The organism is Streptomyces sp. NPDC104202 (genome assembly GCF_055584185.1).
On sequence record NZ_JBVJMN010000004.1, the window covers coordinates 177,985 to 198,465 of the forward strand.

The 20,481-nt window shown below is 75.4% G+C and carries 19 protein-coding genes and 1 pseudogene; 9 read left to right on the forward strand and 11 right to left on the reverse strand.

What is annotated here, in order from left to right; translation table 11 throughout:
• Nucleotides 1-12: 12 nt before the first annotated feature.
• Nucleotides 13-588, reverse strand: a complete 576-nt coding sequence (locus ACZ60W_RS04650) for a DoxX family protein (protein WP_469753935.1) — start codon at nucleotides 586-588, stop codon at nucleotides 13-15.
• Between the two features lie 173 nt (nucleotides 589-761).
• Here ACZ60W_RS04650 and ACZ60W_RS04655 point away from each other — a divergent pair, with 173 nt between their 5' ends.
• Both ACZ60W_RS04655 and ACZ60W_RS04660 read left to right on the forward strand, forming a co-directional pair.
• Nucleotides 762-2,138 (forward strand): M20/M25/M40 family metallo-hydrolase, encoded by a 1,377-nt coding sequence (locus tag ACZ60W_RS04655; protein ID WP_469753892.1) that lies wholly within the window; start codon nucleotides 762-764, stop codon nucleotides 2,136-2,138.
• Between the two features lie 222 nt (nucleotides 2,139-2,360).
• On the forward strand, nucleotides 2,361-2,783 hold the full coding sequence (locus ACZ60W_RS04660; RefSeq protein ID WP_469753893.1) for a DUF350 domain-containing protein: 423 nt from the start codon (nucleotides 2,361-2,363) through the stop codon (nucleotides 2,781-2,783).
• Between the two features lie 32 nt (nucleotides 2,784-2,815).
• Here the strand turns inward: ACZ60W_RS04660 and ACZ60W_RS04665 are convergent, their stop codons facing one another.
• The 4 genes from ACZ60W_RS04665 to ACZ60W_RS04680 form a co-directional block, all read right to left on the reverse strand.
• On the reverse strand, nucleotides 2,816-3,313 hold the full coding sequence (locus ACZ60W_RS04665) for a hypothetical protein (RefSeq protein WP_469753894.1): 498 nt from the start codon (nucleotides 3,311-3,313) through the stop codon (nucleotides 2,816-2,818).
• On the reverse strand, nucleotides 3,310-4,743 hold the full coding sequence (locus tag ACZ60W_RS04670) for a WGR domain-containing protein (RefSeq protein WP_469753895.1): 1,434 nt from the start codon (nucleotides 4,741-4,743) through the stop codon (nucleotides 3,310-3,312). Before ACZ60W_RS04670 ends, ACZ60W_RS04665 begins: the two co-directional genes overlap by 4 nt.
• Nucleotides 4,744-4,975: 232 nt before the next feature.
• Nucleotides 4,976-5,683, reverse strand: a complete 708-nt coding sequence (locus ACZ60W_RS04675; RefSeq protein WP_469753896.1) for an ABC transporter ATP-binding protein — start codon at nucleotides 5,681-5,683, stop codon at nucleotides 4,976-4,978.
• A 78-nt stretch (nucleotides 5,684-5,761) separates the two neighbouring features.
• A complete protein-coding gene (locus ACZ60W_RS04680; protein ID WP_469753897.1) occupies nucleotides 5,762-7,222 on the reverse strand; it encodes an ABC transporter permease in 1,461 nt (486 codons plus the stop codon).
• A 167-nt stretch (nucleotides 7,223-7,389) separates the two neighbouring features.
• Here ACZ60W_RS04680 and ACZ60W_RS04685 point away from each other — a divergent pair, with 167 nt between their 5' ends.
• Nucleotides 7,390-8,235: an MBL fold metallo-hydrolase gene (locus ACZ60W_RS04685; RefSeq protein WP_469753898.1), complete on the forward strand. Its 846-nt coding sequence runs from the start codon at nucleotides 7,390-7,392 to the stop codon at nucleotides 8,233-8,235.
• 333 nt (nucleotides 8,236-8,568) lie between these two features.
• Here ACZ60W_RS04685 and ACZ60W_RS04690 read toward each other — a convergent pair whose 3' ends face one another.
• Nucleotides 8,569-9,777, reverse strand: coding sequence for an ROK family protein (locus ACZ60W_RS04690; protein ID WP_469753899.1), 1,209 nt, complete (start codon nucleotides 9,775-9,777; stop codon nucleotides 8,569-8,571).
• Nucleotides 9,778-9,857: 80 nt separating this feature from the next.
• Between ACZ60W_RS04690 and ACZ60W_RS04695 the strand changes: the two genes are divergently transcribed.
• Complete coding sequence (locus ACZ60W_RS04695) at nucleotides 9,858-10,430, forward strand: winged helix-turn-helix transcriptional regulator (RefSeq protein WP_469753900.1); 573 nt, start codon at nucleotides 9,858-9,860, stop codon at nucleotides 10,428-10,430.
• Nucleotides 10,427-11,353 carry a ketopantoate reductase family protein gene (locus ACZ60W_RS04700; protein WP_469753901.1) on the forward strand — a complete coding sequence of 309 codons (927 nt, stop codon included), beginning with the start codon at nucleotides 10,427-10,429 and terminating at the stop codon, nucleotides 11,351-11,353. Before ACZ60W_RS04695 ends, ACZ60W_RS04700 begins: the two co-directional genes overlap by 4 nt.
• A gap of 156 nt (nucleotides 11,354-11,509) precedes the next feature.
• Here the strand turns inward: ACZ60W_RS04700 and ACZ60W_RS04705 are convergent, their stop codons facing one another.
• The 4 genes from ACZ60W_RS04705 to ACZ60W_RS04720 all read right to left on the reverse strand — a co-directional run bounded on the left by ACZ60W_RS04705 (nucleotide 11,510) and on the right by ACZ60W_RS04720 (nucleotide 15,552).
• Nucleotides 11,510-12,760 carry a serine hydrolase domain-containing protein gene (locus tag ACZ60W_RS04705; RefSeq protein ID WP_469753902.1) on the reverse strand — a complete coding sequence of 417 codons (1,251 nt, stop codon included), beginning with the start codon at nucleotides 12,758-12,760 and terminating at the stop codon, nucleotides 11,510-11,512.
• Nucleotides 12,761-12,921: 161 nt separating this feature from the next.
• Entirely contained in the window at nucleotides 12,922-13,440 is a 519-nt protein-coding gene (locus ACZ60W_RS04710; RefSeq protein WP_469753903.1) for a hypothetical protein, read from the reverse strand.
• Nucleotides 13,441-13,449: 9 nt separating this feature from the next.
• Nucleotides 13,450-13,680, reverse strand: a complete 231-nt coding sequence (locus ACZ60W_RS04715) for a hypothetical protein (RefSeq protein WP_469753904.1) — start codon at nucleotides 13,678-13,680, stop codon at nucleotides 13,450-13,452.
• Nucleotides 13,681-13,896: 216 nt separating this feature from the next.
• Entirely contained in the window at nucleotides 13,897-15,552 is a 1,656-nt protein-coding gene (locus tag ACZ60W_RS04720; RefSeq protein ID WP_469753905.1) for an FGGY family carbohydrate kinase, read from the reverse strand.
• A gap of 104 nt (nucleotides 15,553-15,656) precedes the next feature.
• Between ACZ60W_RS04720 and xylA the strand changes: the two genes are divergently transcribed.
• The 4 genes from xylA to ACZ60W_RS04740 all read left to right on the forward strand — a co-directional run bounded on the left by xylA (nucleotide 15,657) and on the right by ACZ60W_RS04740 (nucleotide 20,087).
• On the forward strand, nucleotides 15,657-16,826 hold the full coding sequence (gene xylA / locus ACZ60W_RS04725; protein ID WP_469753906.1) for a xylose isomerase: 1,170 nt from the start codon (nucleotides 15,657-15,659) through the stop codon (nucleotides 16,824-16,826).
• Between the two features lie 446 nt (nucleotides 16,827-17,272).
• A complete protein-coding gene (locus ACZ60W_RS04730; RefSeq protein ID WP_469753907.1) occupies nucleotides 17,273-17,989 on the forward strand; it encodes a (Fe-S)-binding protein in 717 nt (238 codons plus the stop codon).
• Complete coding sequence (locus tag ACZ60W_RS04735) at nucleotides 17,986-19,440, forward strand: lactate utilization protein B (RefSeq protein WP_469753908.1); 1,455 nt, start codon at nucleotides 17,986-17,988, stop codon at nucleotides 19,438-19,440. Before ACZ60W_RS04730 ends, ACZ60W_RS04735 begins: the two co-directional genes overlap by 4 nt.
• On the forward strand, nucleotides 19,437-20,087 hold the full coding sequence (locus ACZ60W_RS04740; protein ID WP_469753909.1) for a LutC/YkgG family protein: 651 nt from the start codon (nucleotides 19,437-19,439) through the stop codon (nucleotides 20,085-20,087). Before ACZ60W_RS04735 ends, ACZ60W_RS04740 begins: the two co-directional genes overlap by 4 nt.
• A 112-nt stretch (nucleotides 20,088-20,199) precedes the next feature.
• Here the strand turns inward: ACZ60W_RS04740 and ACZ60W_RS04745 are convergent.
• Nucleotides 20,200-20,358: pseudogene (locus tag ACZ60W_RS04745) on the reverse strand (IclR family transcriptional regulator domain-containing protein); the annotation flags it as partial.
• Nucleotides 20,359-20,481 lie beyond the last annotated feature (123 nt).

Consider the following 20,481-nt stretch of genomic DNA (forward strand, 5'->3'; position numbering starts at 1 on the left):
CTTCCCCCACCGTCACGCGGACCCCTGGCCGGACGCCGGGCCGGGGCCGACCTCCTCCGCCTCCTCCGCCTGATCGACCTGATCGGCCTGATCGACCGCGCGGCGGCCGACGACGGCCGCGGCGGCGATCGCCGTGCCGAGGAAGGCGGTGGCCACCACCCAGGGACGGTCGAGGACGTGTCCGGTGGCGTGGTCGAGGGAGTAGCGTCCGGCGCCGGTGATGCCGATGGCTGCGGCCGTGAAGCCGAGGAACGCGGGGTACTCGTAGCCGCCGCCCTGGGCGAAGAAGCCGGCCGGGGCGTGGACGGCGACGGCTCCCGCCATGGCCCCGGCGGCAGCGGCGCCGGCGGCGGGGGTGGCGAGGCCGAGGGCGAGGAGGACCCCTCCGCCCGCCTCGCCGAGGCCGGCCGCGACCGCGCTCTCGCGGGGCGGGTGGAAGCCCATGGCCTCCATCGCCTTGGCGGTGCCCTCGACGCCCCCGCCGCCGAACCAGCCGAGGAGTTTCTGGGTGCCGTGCGCGGCGAGGACGGCGCCGGTGCCGACCCTCAGCACGAGCAGCCCGAGATCGCGTCGGTTGAGGTGGCCCATGGGGTTCTCCAGGTGCGGGAGGCGGAGGCGTACGCCGTCCACTGTGGCGCCGGTCCGCGCGGGGCGCCCTTCGGGCCGCACCCGGAATAGCCCACTTGAGTCATGTTTTGCGGGTTCTGATCGGTATTGCTTGACTGGTTCAGCTTTCGTTCCTGAGGGAAGTGGGTGCACGCATGACCGCCGACGCCACCGAGACCGCAGCCCTGCGGGAGAGGGTCCGGGCCCTGATGCCCCGGGCGAAGGAGGACCTGACCGCGCTGGTGGCGATGCGCTCGGTCGCCGACCCCCGGCAGTTCCCGCCCGAGGAGTGCGCGAAGACCGCCGACTTCCTCGTCCGGGCCTTCACGGAGGCCGGTCTGCGGGACATGCGGCGGGTGACGACCCCGGACGGCACGGACGCCGTGGTGGGGCACGCGCCGGGGCCCGAGGGGGCTCCCACGGTGCTGCTGTACTGCCACTACGACGTGCAGCCGCCGCTGGACGACGACGCCTGGAAGACGCCGCCGTTCGAGCTCACCGAGCGGGACGGGCGGTGGTACGGGCGCGGCTCGGCGGACTGCAAGGGCAACATCGCCATGCACCTGACCGCGCTGCGGGCGCTGGGCGGCCCGGACGGCCGGGGCTTCCCCGTGAACATCAAGTTCGTGGCGGAGGGTTCGGAGGAGCAGGGCACGGGCGGGCTGGAGCAGCTCGTCCCCCTCCAGCCCGAACTCTTCGCCGCCGACACCCTGTTGATCTGCGACACGGGCAACTTCGCGCTCGGCCTGCCGACCGCGACGACCTCGCTGCGCGGGCTGACCAACGTCGTCGTCACCGTCTCCACACTCAAGGGCGAGATGCACTCCGGCATGTTCGGCGGTCCGGCACCCGACGCGCTGGCCGCGCTCGTCCGGATCCTCGACGGCCTGCGCGACGAGGAGGGCAACACGGCGATCAAGGGGCTGGCCGGCGACGGGGTCTGGGACGGCGTGGACTACCCGCCCGAGCAGTTCCGCACCGACGTGGGCGTGCTGGACGGCGTCGCCCTCGTCGGTACGGGCTCGGTCGCCGACGAGCTCTGGGCGCGCCCCGCCGTCACCGTGCTCGGCATCGACTGCCCGCCGGTGGTGGGTTCTTCGGCCGCCGTGCAGGCGAAGGTCCGGGCGCGGGTCAGCCTGCGGGTGCCGCCGGGCATCGACGCGGACGACGCGCGGCGCGCCCTCACCGAGCACCTGGTGTCGACGGCTCCCTGGGGAGCCAGGGTGCAGGTGGAGCCCGAGAGCGCCGGACAGCCGTTCCGCGCGCGGACCGACGGTCCCGCCTACCGGGCGCTGGCGGCGGCCCTGCGCACGGCGTACGGGAAGGACATGGTGCAGTCGGGGCAGGGCGGTTCGATCCCGCTCTGCAACGTCCTGGCCGAGCACTTCCCGGAGGCGGAGATCGCGCTGATCGGCGTCGAGGAGCCGGGGTGTCTCATCCACGCCCCCAACGAGAGCGTGGACCCCTCGGAGATCGAGCACATGGCGCTCGCCGAGGCCCTGTTCCTCAGCGGCTACGCGTCCTCGCGCTGATCCCGTCGGCCCTGCGGGACGGTCCGTGCCCGTCGTCCGGGAGCCGCGTGCGCCTGACCCTCCGCCGGGAGGTACCGCCGGTCCGCTCCGGCGTCGCTCCGCCCTCCGCCGTCCCTCCGGTTCGCCGGGCGGGCGGCGGGGGGCGTTGACGCGTGCGCTACATTTTGCCGGTCCTTGACCACCGATCCCCCGTGATCGCGATCCTTCGGAGCCGGCAACCCCATGAGCGACATCCTCGACGGCCTCGGCCGGGCCGGCGCCTACGGCGCCCTGGGCGTGGTCCTGCTGATCCTCGGCATCGTGCTGGTGGACGTGCTGACCCCGGGAAAGCTCGGGCGGCAGATCTGGGAGGACCGCAACCGCAACGCCGCCGTCCTGCTCAGCTCCGCCCTGCTCGGCATCGGCGGGATCGTCTTCACCTCGATCTGGACGACCTACGACGACTTCGGCAAGGGGCTCGCCTCCACCGCCGCGTTCGGCCTGCTGGGCCTGGTGATGATGGCCGTCGCGTTCCTGGTCGTGGACCTGGTCACGCCCGGCAAGCTGGGTGCCACGCTGGTCGACCCGGAGCCGCATCCCGCGGTGTGGGTCACCGCCTCCTGCAACATCGCCGTCTCGGCGATCGTCTCCGCCTCGATCGCCTGACGCCGACGGGGCGGACACCGGCCCGCCCCGCCTCAGCCGGCCATCGGCTCCACCTCCAGGAACCGGCGGCCGCGCGGCCCCTTGTAGAGCAGGGCTTCCCAGCCGAGCCGGGCCAGGGCCGGCACGCACGCGCCGAGAGCCGCCGCCTCCTCCCGGGCGGCGCCCGACCCCGGCGGGCCGAGCCACTCCACGACGGCCGTTCCGGGCCGCTCCCCGGGGGCGACCCGGTATCCGGTGCCGGCGCGGGCGCCGGTTCCGTCGACCGACGAGGGCGTGAGTCCGCCGCCCTCCAGGGCCAGGGCCACCGCCCGCACCGGCTGCCGCCGCTCCCATTCGGCCGGCGCGGCCCGGGGGTCGCCGCCCTGGCGGTGCGTCAGCCGCCGGATCTGGAGCAGCCCGTCGAGGGCGGCGCGGATCTCCCGGGAGCGCTGCTCGGCGTCGGCCGCCGGCAGCGGTGGGCCGTCCCCCGTGGCCGCCTCGAAGACTCCCCCGGCGCCGCCGCCCTCCCCCGGGCCGCGGCCGTCCGTCACAGCAGCCGCCGGATGTCGCCCCGGACCCGGTAGAACCCGCCGGCGGCGGGGTGCAGGGCGTCGACCACGTACCGCGCTCCGGTCTCCCGGATCGCCCGCGGGAACTGCACGTTCCACGCGGAGTCGTAGCCCTCGGAGACGACCCGGACCCGGGTCCTGCCCCCTTCGGTGACGCACTCGACGACGATCGAGCCGGCCGGAGCGGCGTGCACGGCGGTGACCGCGGTGACGGTGGTGGCCGGCTCGTACACCGGCAGGGCGGCGGCGAGCTTGATGTCGCGGGCGACCGGGACCGTGCCTCCCTTGGCCGCCTCGATCGCCGTCTCGCTCGCGTCCACGCAGACGAGCGAGCCGTCCGTGGTCACCAGGTAGAGCCGCTCGTCGCGGTACTGCATGGAGAGCGCCGAGCCGCCGCCGGTGCCGAGCTTCCAGAGCCGGGTGCCGTCCTCGGCGAAGCAGTAGACCGAGGAGGAGGAGTCGCCCGCGAAGACGAACCGTCCGCCGGGCGAGGTGGCGCAGGAGTACACGGGGCTGTCGCAGGCGTAGACGGCCTCGACGCGGCCGTCCTTCTTCGCCAGCCGCTGGACCTTCTTGCGCGACGTGCCCGCGTAGACCGCGGTGTCCTCCTGCCAGCCGAAGAGGACCCCGCCCTCGGTCGCGGTGTGCCACAGCTCGCCGCCGCCGTCGGGCGCGTGGGCGGCGACGCCCCGCGTGTCCCCGTAGTAGACGGCCTCGCCGTCGGCGCGGACCATCCAGGCGTGCTCGCCCTGGCCGCCGCGCGCCCACTGGTGCTCGTCCTCGTGGTCGATGACGGTCAGCCGGCCGGAGCGGTCGGCGACGTGCAGGACGCCCTCGTGGATGTCGAGCCAGAAGATGTCGACGTCGGTGGCGATGTCGTAGGCGGCGAAGGGCAGCTTGGACGACAGGTCGTACACCTTGCCGTCGTCACAGCCCGCGTAGATCCAGAAGTCGTCGGCGACCAGGCACTTCACGCCGTCGGGGAGGCTGAAGCGGGCCTGCACCTCGCCGGACCGGTCGAGGGTGAAGACGTCGCCCGCCTGGTTGCCCACCCAGCAGCGCTCCTCGTCGACGTGGATGCCGAAGGCGGCGGAGCCGGTCCGGAAGCGCCACAGGACGGGGGCGACGGCGCGCGCGGTGGAGGGCGCGGAGGTCACCTCACGGCGCGTCACGGCCCGCGCGGCGCGCTGCCCCCGGATCGCCGGGGCGTATCCCTTGCGGACCTTCTCCCCTATCTTCTTCGCCGCCGCGGCCTGGGCCTTGGCGGCGGTCGGGAACGTGGAGCGCTGGGTCTGCCCGTCCGCGCCGATGCGTCCGTACCGGACGGACACCGTCGTGTCGTCGACGGTCACTTCGTAGAACTTGTGGGCACCGCCGCCGTCCTGGGACAGCTCCAGATAGGTCGTCGTCATGAGGAAGACGTTAGGGGCACCCACTGACAACGGCCCCCCGGGGCGGCGTTCGGGCCGTGACGCGCTCGCCCCAGGTCATCGACACCGTCCCGCGAGGTGAAGGTGGACACGGCGGCACCTGGCTCCGGCCCCGGCGTGCGCCACCGGGCCCGCGGTCGCGGCCCGGTGGCTTCGCCGCCACCGCAGGGACGTGCGGCAGCGCCGAACACGGCCGGAGCGGGTGATCCGCTGCTCACCCGGCGGGCGGTCCCGTCACGGTGGCGGGCCGGTTCTCCTTGATCGTGATCCTGCCCTTGCGGAGGGTGGCGAGGCGGGGCGCGCGGCGGGCGAGGGCGCTGTCGTGGGTGACCATCACGAACGTCAGGCCGTGCTCCTTCCACAGCCCTTCGAGGAGGTCGACGATCTCGTCGCGCATGGACTCGTCGAGGTTGCCGGTGGGCTCGTCGGCGAGCAGGACCTTGGGCCGCTTCACCAGCGCGCGGGCGATCGCGACGCGCTGCTGCTGGCCGCCCGACAGCTCGGAGGGCAGGTGCCCGAGGCGCTCCCCGAGCCCCACCGACTCCAGCGCCTCGGCCGCGCGGGCGCGGCGCTCGGCGGTCCGGACGCCGAGCGGGACGAGCGCGGTCTCCACGTTCTCCTGGGCGGTGAGCGTGGGGATGAGGTTGAAGCTCTGGAAGACGAAGCCGATGTTCTCCCCGCGGACGGCCGTCAGGCGGCGCTCGGAGAGCCCGGCCAGATCGGTGCCGTCGAGCAGGACCCGGCCGGCGGTGGGGCGGTCCAGGCCGCCGAGCATCTGGAGGAGGGTCGACTTGCCGCCGCCGGTGGGGCCCTGGATGACCAGCCGGTCCCCCTGCTCCAGGGTGAGGTCGATCCCGGCGAGGGCGTCGACTCTCGTCTGTCCCCGCCGGTACTGCTTGGTGACGCCGATGAGTTCGTACATGGTGCGGCTCCTGTGGTGCGTGAGGGGTGCGGGCGGTCCGGCGGTGCGGGGCGGCCGGACGCGCCCCGGGACGGTCGGCTACTCGACGCGGCGCAGCGCGTCGGCGGGGCGCAGCCGCGAGGCGCGCCAGGCTCCGAACGCGCCCGCGACGAGGCCGCCGCCGAGGGCGAGGAGGACGGCGAGGCCCACGGTGGTGACGCTCACCGGGGCGGTGAGGGCGATGTCCACGGTCTTCCCGGCGGCGGCACGCGCCCCGCCGCCCGGGCCGCCGAAGGCCATGCCGCCGCCCCGGCCGCCGAACCCGCCGGTGGTGGCGCCGAGTTCGGCGGTGAGGGTGGGTCCGGCTGCGGTCACGGCGTAGGCCCCGGCGAGGCCGATCGCGATGCCGAGGGCGCCGCCGACGACACCGTTGACGAGGGCCTCGCCGACGACCTGGCGGGTGACACGGCCGCTCTTCCAGCCGAGCGCCTTGAGGGTGCCGAACTCGCGGACGCGGCGGCCGACGGCGGCCGAGGTGAGCAGACCCGCGACGAGGACCGCGGCGAGCAGCACGGCGTACGAGAGCCACGTGCCGACGTCGGACGCGAGGCCGGCGGCGGTGTCGAGGGAGCCGGAGACCGTCTGGGCGAGGTCGGCGGAGGTGGTGACGGTGGTGCCGGAGACGTTCTTCTGGATGGCGGTCTTGACGGCGTCGATCCGCGTCGAGTCCTCGGCCTTCACGTAGATCGTGGTGATCTTCGCGGTGGACTCGGAGAGCGTCTGGGCCTGCTTGAGCGGCAGGTAGACCTGGGCCGCGGACTGGCCGCTGTCGGCGGTCGCGATGCCGATGACCGCGAACTTCACCCCCTTGACGGTGAGCGAGCCGCCGACGGCCAGACCCTCCTGCTGGGCGTAGGCGCTGTCGAGGACGACGGCCTTCGCGTCGGTCTCGGTCGCCTTGAAGGTACGGCCCTGGGAGATCGTGGACGTGGTGAGGGGGCCGAGGTCGGGGGCGGTGACGTCGGTGCCGTAGAGGGTGAAGGAGTTGACGTCGAAGGCCGCGCCGCCGCCGGTGACGGTGTCGCCGGGGCCGGAGCCGCCGGGGCCGCCCGGCTGGGCCTGCTGTCCCTGGCCGCGCTGGATCTGGCCGCGCTTGAACTCGCCGTCGATCTTCAGGTCGACCAGGCTCAGGCCGCCGACGGCCCGGTCGACGCCGGGCTGCTGCGCGACGGTGGCGACCGTGGTGTCCGCGAGGGTCTGGAAGCCCTGCACCATGAGCCGGTCGCTGCTCTGCGCCGCCCCGTCCTCCTTGCCCTGGAACTCGAACCGGGGCCGCTGCGCCTGCCCGCCGCTCTCCGGCCGTTCCTGGGCCTTCGTCACCGTCAGGTCGGTGCCGAGCCCGTACAGCGACTCCAGGACCTTGCCCTGGGCCCGGCTCATGCCGGAGGAGAGCGAGTTGACGACGATGACCAGCGCGATGCCGAGCGCGAGCCCGGAGGCGACGACGAGCGCCGCCTTTCTGCGGCGGCGCAGTTCGCGCCGGAGGTAGGTGAAGAACATGAGCGCGAAGCTAGGGGCGCCGGGTGATGACGGGATAAGGCCCGCGTGAGAGCGGGATGAGAGCGGAGGGCGGGATTCCCGCAACGGCCCGGCGGAGCCCGGTCCGTGGGGCCTGTACAGCCCGGTCCGTGGGGCCTGCGCAGCCCGGTCCGTGGGAGGCTCGGCGGATGGACGAACGGACGGACATCGCGCGGACGGGTCCCGTCACCGCGCTGGTCGACGCCACGGGGACGTTCTTCGCGCCGGCCCGGGACGCGTTCCCCGGGGCCGCCGCGGCGGACTGGGAGCGGGCAGCGGCGCTGGACCCCGGGGCGTTCGGCCCCGAGGGGAGCTGGCGGCTGGACTTCCGGTGCTTCGCCGTCGCCGACCCCGGCGGCGGGGGCTGGACGCTCGTCGACGCCGGCGTCGGTCCCGCCGAGGGCCCCGGGGCACCCTGGTGCCCCGTACCCGGCCGGCTTCCGGGGCTCCTGGCGGAGGCGGGCATCGACCGGGAGGAGGTGCACACGGTGGTGCTGACGCATCTGCACGAGGACCACACCGGCTGGGCGACCGGCGCCGACCGGCGGCCGTTCTTCCCGCGGGCGCGGTACGTCGTGCAGCGGGCCGAGACGGCCGCCCTGGACCGTGACGACCCGGTGTGGTCCTGGGTGGTGGAGCCCCTGCGGTCCGACGGGCGGCTCGACGAGGTCGACGGGGAGCGGCGGCTGCGGCGCGGGCTGACGGTGGTGCCCACGCCCGGTCACACGCCCGGCCACCAGTCCGTCCTGGTCGAGGCGCCGGACGGCCGGGACGTCCTGGTCACCGGCGATCTGCTGGTCCACGCCGTGCAGCTCGCGAACCCGGCGGTCGCGTACTCCCACGAGCGCGACCCCGCCGCCGCCCGGCTCTCCCGCGAGGAGTGGCTCGGCCGCGCCGCGGCCCGCGGGGCGGTGCTGGCGACGGCGCACCTGACCACCCCGTTCGTCGGGGTGCCGGCGGCCGATGGGGGTCGGGCGCAGGGCGGCGGGGGGTAAGCCGTCGGGGGGGTGGGGAGCAGGCCGTCGGGCGGGGCCGGATGTCGGTCGGTGAGGCGTGGACCAGCGGGTGGGGGTCGGGTGTCGGTCGGCGGGGCGTAGACCCTCGGGCAGGGGCAGGCGCCCGGTAGGCAGGGCGTCGGGGTGCGGGCGGGGCCGGGCGGCGACCGGCGGGGCGTGGACGACCGGGCGAGGTCCGGCGCCGGTCGCCAGGGCTTGGGCCGCCGCGCGGGGTCAGGCGTCGGGATGGGGCGTGGCCGGGCGTCAGTCGGCGGGGCGCAGCACCAGGCGAGGTCAGGCGCCGGTCGCCAGGGCTTGGGCCGCCGGGCGGGGTCAGGCGTCGGGCTGCGGGGCGTAGGCCAGTGGGTCGGCGAGGACGTCGTGGAGGACGAGGGAGGCCGCGCCGCGTGACGCGTCGGTGGCGGCGGAGGCCGGACGCAGCCGGCCGGACTCCGGGGTCCAGAGCCCGGAGACGACGCGTGCGGACAGCTCGTCCGCGAGGGCGGGCGCGAGCCAGGGCAGCAGGTGGGGGAAGATGCCGCCGAGCACGACGGCCTCGGGGTCGAGGAGGTTCACCGCGCCCGAGAGGGCCCGTCCGAGCATGCGGCCCGCGTCGCCGAGCGCCGTGAGGGCGCGCGGCTCCCCGTCCCGGGCGCGCCGGACGAGGTCGGGGACGCCGGTCGCCCCGGCCGCCGCGAGCAGGGCCGCCTGTCCCGCGTACTGCTCCAGGCAGCCCCGGGAGCCGCAGCGGCAGCGGGGGCCGTCGGCGTCGACCACGAGGTGGCCGATCTCGCCCGCGAACCCGTGCGCGCCGCGCAGCAGTTCGCCGTGCACGACGATCGCGCCGCCGACGCCGATCTCGCCCGTCAGGTGCAGGAAGGTGCGGGCGTCGCCGAGGGCACCGGACCACAGCTCGGCGAGGGCCGCCATGTTGGCCTCGTTGTCGGAGGTGAGCGGCAGGGCCGCGGCACCGGGGCGGAGGGCGGTGAGGGCCTCGCCGAAGAGGCGCTCCGCCTCGACCTCGTTCCAGCCGAGGTTGGGCGCCTGACGGACCGTGCCGCCGGACACGAGCCCCGGCAGTGCGAGGCCGGCTCCCGCCGGGGCGAGCCGCAGGCCGTCGGCCGTGGCGAGGGTCTCCGCGGCGATCGCGGCGGCGCGGGCGAGGACCACGGGGGCGGCCGCGCGGTTGTCGAGGCGTTCGGTGCGCCGGACGCGGTCGGTGCCGGTGAGGTCGACGAGGCAGACGGTGACGTAGTCGACGTTGATCTCGACGCCGAGGCCGGCCGCTCCGGTGCCGGCCGGCTTCAGCACGGTGCCGGGCCGGCCCGCCTGGCCGCTGAACGTCTTGCCCGACTCTACGAGGAACCCGAGGTCGAGGAGCTGCTCGACGAGGGAGGAGACGGCCGGCCGGGTGAGTCCGACGCGGGCCGCGACGGCCGCGCGCGTCGTCTCGCCGGCCTCGTGGACGGTCCGCAGGACGAGGCTCAGGTTGTGCCGGCGCACTCCCGACTTGTCGGCCTTGGGTTCCGTGGGCTGGTTCATGGTGAGCGAGAGCCTAGTCGCCCCTTTCGCTCACGTGAAAACAGTTCGGTCACCGAACTCTCATGGGCTACGCTCCGGCCATGACGCTTCCGCGTGACTACCGCGGCCAGAGCTGCGCCCTCGCCCGCTCGATGGAGGTCGTCGGCGAGCGCTGGACGCTGCTGATCCTGCGCGACGCCTTCTACGGCGTCCGCCGGTTCGGGGAGTTCGCCGCCCACCTCTCGGTGCCGCGGGCCGTCCTCGCCGACCGGCTCGCCACCCTCACCGAAGCCGGTGTCCTGGAGCGCCGGCCCGAACGGGGCACCGGCCGCCGCGAGGTGTACGCGCTCACGCCCAAGGGCGTCGCCCTCTGGCCCGCCGTCCGTGCCCTCTCCCTCTGGGGCGAGGAGTTCCACCCCGCCGACGGCGGCCCGCGCCGCGTCTTCCGCCACGCCGACGACGACGCTCCCCTCGCTCCGGACGGCCGCTGCACCGGGTGCGGCGACGCCGTCCCCGTCGCGGACGTCGTGGTCGCCCCCGGCACCGGACTCGCCCCGCCCGGCCCCGGCGCCGACCCCGTCACGGCGGCGCTCGCCCGCCCCCACCGCCTGCTGCGCCCCCTGATCACGCCCACCGCGCCCTCGCGGCGCCCCACGAGAGGTCCCCGGACATGAAGATCCTTATCGTCGGCGCCGGTGCCACCGGTGGCTACTTCGGAGCCCTGCTCGCCCGCGCCGGGGAGGACGTCACCTTCCTCGTCCGCCCGGCCCGCGCCGACGCTCTCCGCGCCCGCGGACTCCGGGTCGTGGGACGCGACGAGGAATGGGTCCTGACACCCCGTCTGGTCACCGCCGAGGAACCGGACGGACCCTACGACCTGGTCCTCCTCTCGGTGAAGTCCACCGGGCTGGACCGCGCGATCGAGGACGTCGCCCCGGCCGTCGGGCCCGACACCACCGTCCTGCCCCTCCTCAACGGCCTGGCCCACCTCGCCCCGCTCAACGCCCGCTTCGGCGAAACCGCCGTCCTCGGCGGCGTCGCGAAGGTGGTCACCACCCTCGACGACTCCGGCGCCGTCCGCCGGCTCGCGCCCCTGGCCCACCTCGCCCTCGGCGAGCAGGACGGCACCCTCTCCCCGCGCGTCGAGAAGATCCGTACCGTCCTCGAAGGCGCCGGCATCGACGCGCCGGTGCCCGGGCACATCGTCACGGCCATGTGGCACAAGTGGGTCTTCATCACCACCTTCGGCGCCCTGACCAGCCTCATGCGCGGCACCGTCGGCGACGTGTACGACACCCCCGGCGGCCCCGCCCTCGGTCCCGCGCTCCTCGACGAGGCCGCCGCCGTCGCCGGCGCCGCCGGCCACCCCGTACCGGACGCCGAGCGGGCCGCCACCCTCGCCGTCGTCTCGGCACCCGGCTCGCCCATGGTGCCCTCGCTCTACCGCGACCTGGTCTCCGGCCGCCCCACCGAGGTCGAGCACCTCTTCGGCGACCTGACCGAGCGCGCCCGCGCGCTCGGCGTGCCGACCCCGCTCCTCGACCTGGCGACGCTGCACCTGCGCGTGCACCAGCGGCGGGTCACCGCCGGGGCGTGACAGGAGGCCGGGGCACGGGAAGGGGCGCGCGAACGGGCCGGGACGGAGGACGCGGCCACGGTATGGGAAGGGGCCGGGGAGCGGGAAGCGGCCGCGGCACGGCCGGGGGCCGGGGCGCGGTGTCCGCGCCGCGCCCCGGCCCCCGGCCCTCCCCCGTCAGCCGATGGACAGCGGCGTGCCCGGGGCGAGTGCGGCGGCGATGCGCTGGGCGACGACCTCGGCCGTGTTCCCGTCGGGTGTCGTCGCCGTCTTGGTGGTGGCCACGGCGAGGGCGAGGCGCTTCGACGGCAGGTACGCCTGGATCGCCGCGTACCCGGAGAACGACGGGTTCTGGAGCACCCAGCCGTTCACCACGATGACGCCGAGACCGAAGTGCTTCGCCTCGGTCTGCCGCAGACAGATCGAGGCGGGACACGTGGCGGAGGCGCCCCCGAGGCCGACCGTGCCCGGGTCGAGCAGCGTGTCGTAGGAGCGCCGGGACAGCAGCTCGCCGCTCCCGACGCCCTCGGCCGAACGGGCCAGGTCACAGATGTGCGTGGTGATCACGGCACCGGGCGCGGTGGTCCACGACGGGTTCCAGAACGTCGACTCCTCGTAGAGACCGCGGTCGGAGGTGAAGGCGTGCAGGACCGGGCGCGGGATGTCCGGGGTGAAGCCGTTCCGGGTGTCGCGCAGGCCCAGCGGACCGGTGACCCGCTGCCGGACGAACCGCTCGATCGGCATCCCCGTGATCTTCTCCAGGGCCTGCACCAGGAGCAGGTAGTTCGCGTGCGAGTAGCTCCAGCTGGTGCCCGGCGGGTACCAGAACGAGTGGGCGAGCGGGAAGGCGAGCAGCTCCTGCGGGGTCCACGCGCGGAACGGATGCGGCCCCAGCTCGGCGCCGAACGCCGGGTCCGTGACGTAGTCGTGGAGCCCGCTGGTGTTGCTCGCCAGCATGCGCAGGGTGATCTGGTCGGCCTTCGGCAGGTCCGGCAGCCAGCGCTCCACGGTGTCGTCCAGCCGCACCCTGCGCTCCTCGACCAGCCGGAGCAGGGCCGTGCCGATGTGGGCGAACGCCACCGAGCCCGCCCGGAAGTGCATGTCCGGCTCCGCCGGCACCCCCGTCATCGACTCGCCGAGCGCCTCCGTCACGACCTCCCGGCCGTCCACCGTCACCCGCAGCTCCACGGCGTTCAGCCGCAGGTCCTTCTTCGCCTTGCGCGCGATCTCCAGGACTTGCCGCGCCCGCCCGTCCAGCGGCCCCTCGGTCCGCACGCAGTCGCGCCCGCCGCGGCCGTCCGGCCCCTCCGCGACCGCCGGTCCGACGGCCGCGGTCTGGACCACCACGGCGAGCAGCGCGGCGCACAGGAGCGCCCTTCGGGTAGCCGTACGGGCACGTGCTCGCGTACGGAGGGAAGTACGAGTCATGCCCGCACTGTCCCTGCGCATCCGCGACCTCCCCCGCCTGACACACCGCCGCCCCGGCGGACCCGCTCGTGCGGGGGCAGGCGGAGAGCGGCGTTCGGGCTAAGGGGGGTCGTCCGGGGAGCGGCCCGGGGCACCGGAGGCGTGTCCGGACGCTCCCCGGCTCAGGCGTCCCGCGCGCGGTCGCCGAGCAGGGCCAGAAGGTCGTCGAGGATGCCGGTGAACGCCCGGCAGGGAAGCTCCGCCAGGAAGACCTCTCCGTCGTGCTCGGGGCGCAGCAGGAGGTGCTCCGGACGCCAGAACTGCAGCGTGAGCGCCAGCTGCCCGCCCTCGCGGAACAGATGGACGATCGCGTTGTCGGTGGTGGGGCCCCAGTCCAGCTCCCGGTGCCGGTGGCGCGCCTCGTCGCCGGCCGTGGACTCCTCGGAAGCGTCCGCCGCACGCGTGAACCGGCGGTGAGCGGCCGTCGGCGACGGGTCTGCGAACGGCGGACCGAGCGCCGTGCCGGAGTGCAGGCGGTCGACGGTCCTCCGCACGGCGAGACGGAACTGCCGGACGTAGACCATGTTGTCGTCGCACGTCAGATGCTCGCCCGCGACCCACAGGTCCACGCGTCGGAGCGCGCCGCCCCCCTCGCCGATCTCGGCGGCGAACCGCCGCCGCTCACCGAGGACGACCGCCATGCCGTCCCCCTACGACCGCCCCTGACGGCGGCTGTACGTGTCGCTCGCGGTCGGGACGGAGTTGTGGACGGCGGCGGCCCCGAAGGAGACCCGGTCGTGCTGGGCCTGGAGGCGGGCCCGTTCCTCCTGGCGCAGGCCGTCGGCCGTCTCGGTGCGGCTGCTGCCGCGGCGCAGGAGGGTGAACAGGAGCAGGGCACCGAAGCCGGCGAGTACCCCGAACAGGATCAGCAGAGCGGTCATGTGTGTCTCCCCCGTCGTTTCCGCCAGGGTAGGTCGCCGGGTGGCGTGGTGTCAGGGGATGGAGCGCGTTCGTGTGCGGTGCGCCCGCGCCCCGGGGGCCCCTCGACCGCCCGCGCCCCGGGCTCGACCGGGCGCCCGGGGGCCCGTACCGCGTCGGGGGCGCGCACGCCTGTCGCCGCCGGGTCGTGGGGGCCGACGACGACAGGGGCACCTGGGTCAGGCCGGAGGTGGGGGGCCGAGGAGGGTGGGGGTCGCGGCGGTGAGGACGTCGGTGAGGCGGGACCAGGTGGTGTCGTCCCGGGTGAGGGGTGGGAGGAGGGTGCCGTCGCCGGTGCCCCAGGCGGTGGCGAGGGCGACGGGGTCGGTGCCGGAGACGGCGCCGGCGGCGAGGGCGGCGGCGCCGAGGGCGACGAGTTCGACGGCGGCGGGGACGACGAGGGGGCGGCCGGAGAGACGGCGGACGGTGTCGGTCCAGACGCGGCCGCGGGCGCCGCCGCCGATGAGACGCAGGGGGCGGTCGCGTACGGCGGGGTCGGCGGGGTCGAGCCCGCAGGCGGCGAGGAGGCGGTCGAGGGCGTGGAGGACGGTGAAGGCCGCGCCCTCGTAGGCGGCGCCGAGGATCGCCCGGGGGTCGGTGCCGTGCCGGAGGCCGGTGACGAGGCCGGCGGCGTGCGGCAGGTCGGGGGTGCGTTCGCCGTCGAGGTAGGGCAGGACGACGACGCCCTCGCCGGGGAGGGCGTCCTCCCGTTCGAGGCCGAGGAGGGTGGCGAACCGGTCGACGGCGAGCGTGCAGTTGAGGGTGCAGCCGAGCGGGAGGTGGGTGCCGTCGGTGGCGGCGAAGCCGGCGAGTCCGGCGTCGGCGGGACGGGTGCGGGTGGCGGCGAAGACCGTGCCGGAGGTGCCGAGGCTGACGACCGGGTGGTCGAGCAGGCCGGCGCCGCCGAGGCCGAGGCCGACGGCCGCGGCCATGTTGTCGCCGGTACCGGCGGCGACGACGACGGTGCGGGGCAGGCCGAGCGCCTCGGCGGCGGCTTCGGTGAGCGTGCCGACGGGGGTGGCGCCGGTGGGGGCGACGGCCGGCAGGAGGGCGGGGTCGAGGCCGATGAGGTCGAGGACCTCGGGGTCGTACGCACCGGCCGGAGCCGGACAGTCGGTACGGGTGCCGTCCGGGCGGTGGTCGGCGGTCCCGACCGGCCGGCCGGGACCCGCCGGGGCTCCGAGGCCCGCCGGTGCCTTGGAGCCCGCCGGGACCTCGCCCGTCCGGCGACCCGCCGGTGCCTTGGAGCCCGCCGGGACCTCGCCCGTCCGGTACCAGCACGTCCCGGACGCGTCGCCGGGGTCGGTGACCGCGAGGCCGGTGAGGCGTTCGGTGAGGTGGTCGTGGGGGAGGCGGACGGCGGTGGTGGCTTCGGCGTGGTGCGGTTCGTTCTCGCGGAGCCACAGCCATTTGGCGGCGGTCATGGAGGCGACGGGGAGCGAGCCGGTGCGGGCCGGCCAGGCGGCCGGGCCGCCGAGGCGGCCGGCGAGGGCGGCGGCCTGGGGAGCGGAACGGGTGTCGTTCCAGAGGAGGGCGGGGCGTACGGGACGGGCGTCGGCACCGAGGGTGACGAGGCCGTGCTGCTGGCCGGCGACGGCGATGCCGGTGACGGCGGCGGGCGGGACGCCGGAGTCCCGGACGGCCGCGCGGACGGCCGCGCACAGGGCCGTCCACCAGGCGTCGGGGTCGGACTCGCGCGCGCCGCCGGTACCGGTGACGGTGTGCGGGGCGCGGCCCGCGGCGAGGACCTCGCCGGTGTCCGCGTCGACCACGAGGGCCTTGGTGGACTGCGTGGAGCTGTCCACGCCGATCACGACGGAGCGGCTGGTGGGCACACCGTCACCTCTTCTCTTCACTCGTCGGGTCTGGCGCCGAGCGCCCCCGTCCCGTATTAGTTATCTCAGAAAACAAATCCGGTGGCCAGTAGCAAGGAGACACCATGACGGAGCGCTTCTCACCCACGCCCGAGGACCGTTTCACCTTCGGCCTGTGGACCGTCGGCTGGCAGGGCCGTGACCCCTTCGGCGACGCGACCCGCCCCGCGCTGGACCCCGTCGAGGCGGTGGAGCGGCTCGCCGGTCTCGGCGCGTACGGCGTCACCTTCCACGACGACGACCTGATCCCCTTCGGCGCCTCGGAGACCGAGCGCGACACGGTGGTCAAGCGCTTCCGGGGCGCCCTGGACCGCACCGGCCTCGCGGTGCCGATGGCCACGACGAACCTGTTCGGCCACCCCGTCTTCAAGGACGGGGCCTTCACCGCCAACGACCGCGACGTGCGGCGGTTCGCCCTGCGCAAGACCCTCCGCAACATCGACCTGGCCGTCGAGCTCGGCGCCACGGTCTACGTCGCGTGGGGCGGCCGCGAGGGTGCCGAGTCCGGCGCGGCGAAGGACGTCGCGGTCGCGCTCGACCGGATGAAGGAGGCCTTCGACCTGCTCGGCCAGTACGTCACCGAGCAGGGCTACGACCTGCGCTTCGCGATCGAGCCCAAGCCGAACGAGCCGCGCGGCGACATCCTGCTGCCGACCATCGGGCACGCGCTCGCGTTCATCGAGCGGCTGGAACGGCCCGAGCTGGTGGGCGTGAACCCCGAGACCGGGCACGAGCAGATGGCCGGGCTGAACTTCCCGCACGGCATCGCGCAGGCGCTGTGGGCGGGCAAGCTCTTCCACATCGACCTGAACGGCCAGTCGGGTATCAAGTACGACCAGGACTTCCGCTTCGGGGCGGGCGACCTGCGGCAGGCGTTCTGGCTGGTGGACCTGCTGGAGACGGCCGGGTACGCCGGGCCGCGCCACTTCGACTTCAAGCCGGTGCGCACGGACGGCTTCGACGGCGTGTGGGAGTCGGCGAAGAACTGCATGCGCAACTACCTGATCCTGAAGGAGCGCGCGGCCGCCTTCCGCGCCGACGCCGACGTCCTGGACGCACTGGCCGCCTCCCGGCTGCCGGAGCTCGCCGAGCCGACGGCCGCCGACGGCCTCGCCGGGCTGCTCGCCGACCCGACGGCGTACGAGACCTTCGACCCGGACGCGGCGGCGGCGCGCTCCATGGCCTTCGAGCGGCTGGACCAGTTGGCCCTGGAGCACCTGCTCGGCGTCCGCTGAGGAGGCACCGGCGCCTCCGTACGGACCGGCCCGGGTCCGTACGGGCGTCGCGGCGGCGACCGTGCGCGGGTCGGCGTCCGGCGGACGTCGAGCGACGGACGACCAGCTCCGGCCGGAGGGCCACGTGCGCGTGCCGGTGGCCGGCCGCCCCCTCGCCGGTCTCCTCCAGAAGGAGCGCGGCGGCGGACCGTCCCGCCTCGGCCACCGCGCGGTGCGCGCCCTCGCGCCGGTCGCGGACCTGCCGGAAGCGGGACGGTCCGCCGACGCGGCCGAGGGAGCGGTGACCGGTGGCGGTCCCGCCTCTGGCTCGTACGCGCAACGGCCCCGAGGCGCGCTGGTGGCGCGCGGGCCGCCCCTGCGACACTGCGTCCCGCAGAATGGCCGTGCCGGCCGTGCCGCCCGGGACGCGGCCGGGTCCGGCTCGAACCGTCCCCGAGGAACCCGTGATGCGCGTCGCCCTGTTCGTCACCTGCGTCAACGACGCCGTCTTCCCCGCGACGGGGGTGGCCGTGGTCCGGCTGCTCGAACGGCTGGGCGTGGAGGTGGACTTCCCCGCCGCGCAGACCTGCTGCGGGCAGCCGCAGTACAACACCGGCTACCGCGACCTGACCGCCCCGCTGGTCCGGCGCACGGTCCGGGCCTTCGAGGGGTACGACCACGTCGTGACGCCGTCCGGGTCGTGCGCGGCGATGGTGCGCTCGCACTACCCGGCGTTCGGCGCGGAGGCGGCGGGCCTCGGACCGCGGACGTACGAGCTGACCGAGTTCCTGGTGGACGTGCTGGAGGTGACGGACGTGGGCGCGTACTTCCCGCACCGGGTGACCTACCACCCGTCCTGTCACGGACTGCGGACGCTCGGCCTCGGCGAGCGGCCCCGGCGCCTCCTGGAGGCGGTGAAGGGCCTGGAGCTCGTGGAGCTGCCGGGCGCGGAGGAGTGCTGCGGCTTCGGCGGCACCTTCGCGGTGAAGAACCCGGACGTGTCGGCGGCGATGGGTGCCGACAAGATCGCGAACGCCCTGTCCACCGGTGCCGAGGTGCTGTGCGGCGCGGACAACTCCTGCCTGCTGCACGTGGGCGGGATGCTGAGGCGGCGGGACGCGCCGCTGAGGGCCCTGCACCTGGCGGAGATCCTGGCGAGCACGGAAGAGGAGCCCTGGCGATGAGCGGCGAGAGGACGCGCCCGGACGGGACGGGCGACGGGCGGGCCTTCCTCGGGATGCCGGCGTTCCCGGAGGCGGCGCACGAGGCCGTCCGCGACGAACGGCTGCGAGCCAATCTCCGGCACGCCACCCGCACCATCCGGGACAAGCGGGCGCGGGCCGTGGCGGAGCTGGACGACTGGGCCGAGCTGCGCGAGGCGGGCAAGCGGATCAAGGACGACGTCCTGCGGAACCTCGACACCCATCTGCTCCGGCTGGAGGAGGCGGTGACGGCCGCGGGGGGCACCGTGCACTGGGCCGCCGACGCGGACGAGGCCAACCGGATCGTGACGGAGCTGGTGCGGGCGACGGGCGAGAGGGAGGTCGTCAAGGTCAAGTCGATGGCCACCCAGGAGATCGGGCTCAACGAGCACCTGGAGGCCGAGGGCATCGCCGCGTACGAGACGGACCTCGCGGAGCTGATCGTCCAGCTCGGCGACGACCGTCCCTCGCACATCCTGGTGCCGGCGATCCACCGCAACCGCGGCGAGATCCGGGACATCTTCCGCGAGAAGATGGGGCGTTGGGGCCGCCCGGCACCCGAGGGCCTCGGCGACGCGCCGGCCGACCTGGCCGAGGCGGCCCGGCTGCACCTGCGGGAGAAGTTCCTGCGGGCCCGGGTCGGGATCTCCGGGGCGAACTTCATGGTCGCCGAGACCGGCACCCTCGTCGTCGTCGAGTCCGAGGGCAACGGCCGGATGTGCCTGACGCTGCCCGAGACCCTCATCTCCGTCGTCGGCATCGAGAAGGTGGTGCCGACCTGGCGGGACCTGGAGGTGTTCCTCCAGACGCTCCCCCGCTCCTCGACCGCCGAGCGGATGAACCCGTACACGTCGATGTGGACCGGCACCAGCGACGGCGACGGCCCGCGCGCCTTCCACCTGGTCCTCCTGGACAACGGCCGCACCGACGCGCTCGCCGACGAGGTGGGGCGCCAGGCGCTGCGGTGCATCCGCTGCTCGGCCTGTCTCAACGTCTGCCCGGTGTACGAGCGGGCCGGCGGCCACGCCTACGGCTCCGTCTACCCCGGGCCGATCGGTGCGATCCTCACCCCGCAGCTGCGGGGCACCACGAGCGCGGTCGACGCCTCCCTGCCGTACGCCTCCTCGCTCTGCGGGGCCTGTTACGACGTGTGCCCGGTCGCCATCGACATCCCCGAGGTGCTCGTGCACCTGCGGGAGAAGGTCGCCGGGCAGGACGGGCACCGCCTGGAGCGGGCCGCCGTCACGGCCGCCACCTGGCTGCTCGACCGTCCGCGCGCCCTGGCGGCGGGCGAGCGGCTCGCCTCGGCGACCCGCGCGCTCCACCCGCGCCGGCTGCCGGGGCCGGGCGCCCGGCAGTGGTCGGACCACCGCGACCTGCCCGAGGTGCCCGCCGAACCGTTCCGCGACTGGTGGAGGAAGAACCGGACATGACACCCGACACCACCGGCTCGCGCGCGCGGGTCCTCGCACGGATCCGTGCCGCGGTCGCCGGAGCGCCGGAGGCCCCCGGGGTGACCCGGGAGTACCGCGTGCGCCACGTCCCGGACGACCCGGACGCCCTCCTCGACCTCCTCCACGAGAACCTCGCCGACTACCGCGCGCAGGTGCACCGCACACCGCCGGACGGAGTCGGCGCGCTCGTGGCCCGGCTGCTCGCCGAGCGCGGCGCACGCAGCGTCGCCGTCCCGCCCGGGCTGCCCGCCGACTGGCTCGGCGCCACCGACGCCGAGCAGCGGACCGACGATCCGCCGTTGACCCCGGGCGAGCTCGACGCCACGCACGCGGTGGTGACGGGGTGTGCGCTGGCGATCGCCGAGACCGGCACGCTCGTCCTCGACGGCGGCCCCGGCCAGGGCCGGCGGGCCCTCACCCTCGTCCCCGATCTGCACGTCTGCGTCGTGCGGGCCCCCGCGCAGGTGGTGGCCTCGGTGCCGCTGGCGCTTCCCCGTCTCGATCCCACGCGCCCGCTGACCTGGATCTCCGGCCCGTCCGCCACCAGCGACATCGAACTCGACCGGGTGGAGGGCGTGCACGGGCCGCGGACCCTGGAGGTCGTCCTGGTGACCGACGGCCCCTGACGGCGCGGCCCGCGAGCACCCGCGTCGCCGGTCTCCGGCGCGGGTCGTGCGCGGTCCGGGAGCGGCGGTCCGGTTCAGCGGGCGGGTGGCCGAGGCGGGCGGAGAGGGCTCCGGCTCCCCGCACCGCGAGGGCGGTGAGCTCGGGGACGCGGTCCTCGCTCCAGCGGTGCACCGGCACCGCGACGGACAGGGCGGCGACGATCCGGCCGGAGCCCTCGCGGACCGCGGCGGCGACGGCGTTGGCGTCCGGGTCGGACTCCCGGCGTTCCAGGGCGGCGCCGAGGCGTCCGGCCTCACCGTGCGGGACAGCTCCGGCCCGCCGCCCCGCCCGCCCGGGAACTGGCGGACCGCCACGGGGGCGGACCCGGCCGGACGGCGCGGCGGGGGACGCTCG

Coding starts and splice junctions, on each gene's coding strand:
- ACZ60W_RS04650 (WP_469753935.1), bottom strand. CDS start 588: ATGGGCCACCTCAACCGACGCGATCTCGGGCTGCTCGTGCTGAGGGTC.
- ACZ60W_RS04655 (WP_469753892.1), top strand. CDS start 762: ATGACCGCCGACGCCACCGAGACCGCAGCCCTGCGGGAGAGGGTCCGG.
- ACZ60W_RS04660 (WP_469753893.1), top strand. CDS start 2,361: ATGAGCGACATCCTCGACGGCCTCGGCCGGGCCGGCGCCTACGGCGCC.
- ACZ60W_RS04670 (WP_469753895.1), bottom strand. CDS start 4,743: ATGACGACGACCTATCTGGAGCTGTCCCAGGACGGCGGCGGTGCCCAC.
- ACZ60W_RS04675 (WP_469753896.1), bottom strand. CDS start 5,683: ATGTACGAACTCATCGGCGTCACCAAGCAGTACCGGCGGGGACAGACG.
- ACZ60W_RS04680 (WP_469753897.1), bottom strand. CDS start 7,222: ATGTTCTTCACCTACCTCCGGCGCGAACTGCGCCGCCGCAGAAAGGCG.
- ACZ60W_RS04685 (WP_469753898.1), top strand. CDS start 7,390: ATGGACGAACGGACGGACATCGCGCGGACGGGTCCCGTCACCGCGCTG.
- ACZ60W_RS04690 (WP_469753899.1), bottom strand. CDS start 9,777: ATGAACCAGCCCACGGAACCCAAGGCCGACAAGTCGGGAGTGCGCCGG.
- ACZ60W_RS04695 (WP_469753900.1), top strand. CDS start 9,858: ATGACGCTTCCGCGTGACTACCGCGGCCAGAGCTGCGCCCTCGCCCGC.
- ACZ60W_RS04700 (WP_469753901.1), top strand. CDS start 10,427: ATGAAGATCCTTATCGTCGGCGCCGGTGCCACCGGTGGCTACTTCGGA.
- ACZ60W_RS04705 (WP_469753902.1), bottom strand. CDS start 12,760: ATGACTCGTACTTCCCTCCGTACGCGAGCACGTGCCCGTACGGCTACC.
- ACZ60W_RS04710 (WP_469753903.1), bottom strand. CDS start 13,440: ATGGCGGTCGTCCTCGGTGAGCGGCGGCGGTTCGCCGCCGAGATCGGC.
- ACZ60W_RS04715 (WP_469753904.1), bottom strand. CDS start 13,680: ATGACCGCTCTGCTGATCCTGTTCGGGGTACTCGCCGGCTTCGGTGCC.
- xylA (WP_469753906.1), top strand. CDS start 15,657: ATGACGGAGCGCTTCTCACCCACGCCCGAGGACCGTTTCACCTTCGGC.
- ACZ60W_RS04730 (WP_469753907.1), top strand. CDS start 17,273: ATGCGCGTCGCCCTGTTCGTCACCTGCGTCAACGACGCCGTCTTCCCC.
- ACZ60W_RS04735 (WP_469753908.1), top strand. CDS start 17,986: ATGAGCGGCGAGAGGACGCGCCCGGACGGGACGGGCGACGGGCGGGCC.
- ACZ60W_RS04740 (WP_469753909.1), top strand. CDS start 19,437: ATGACACCCGACACCACCGGCTCGCGCGCGCGGGTCCTCGCACGGATC.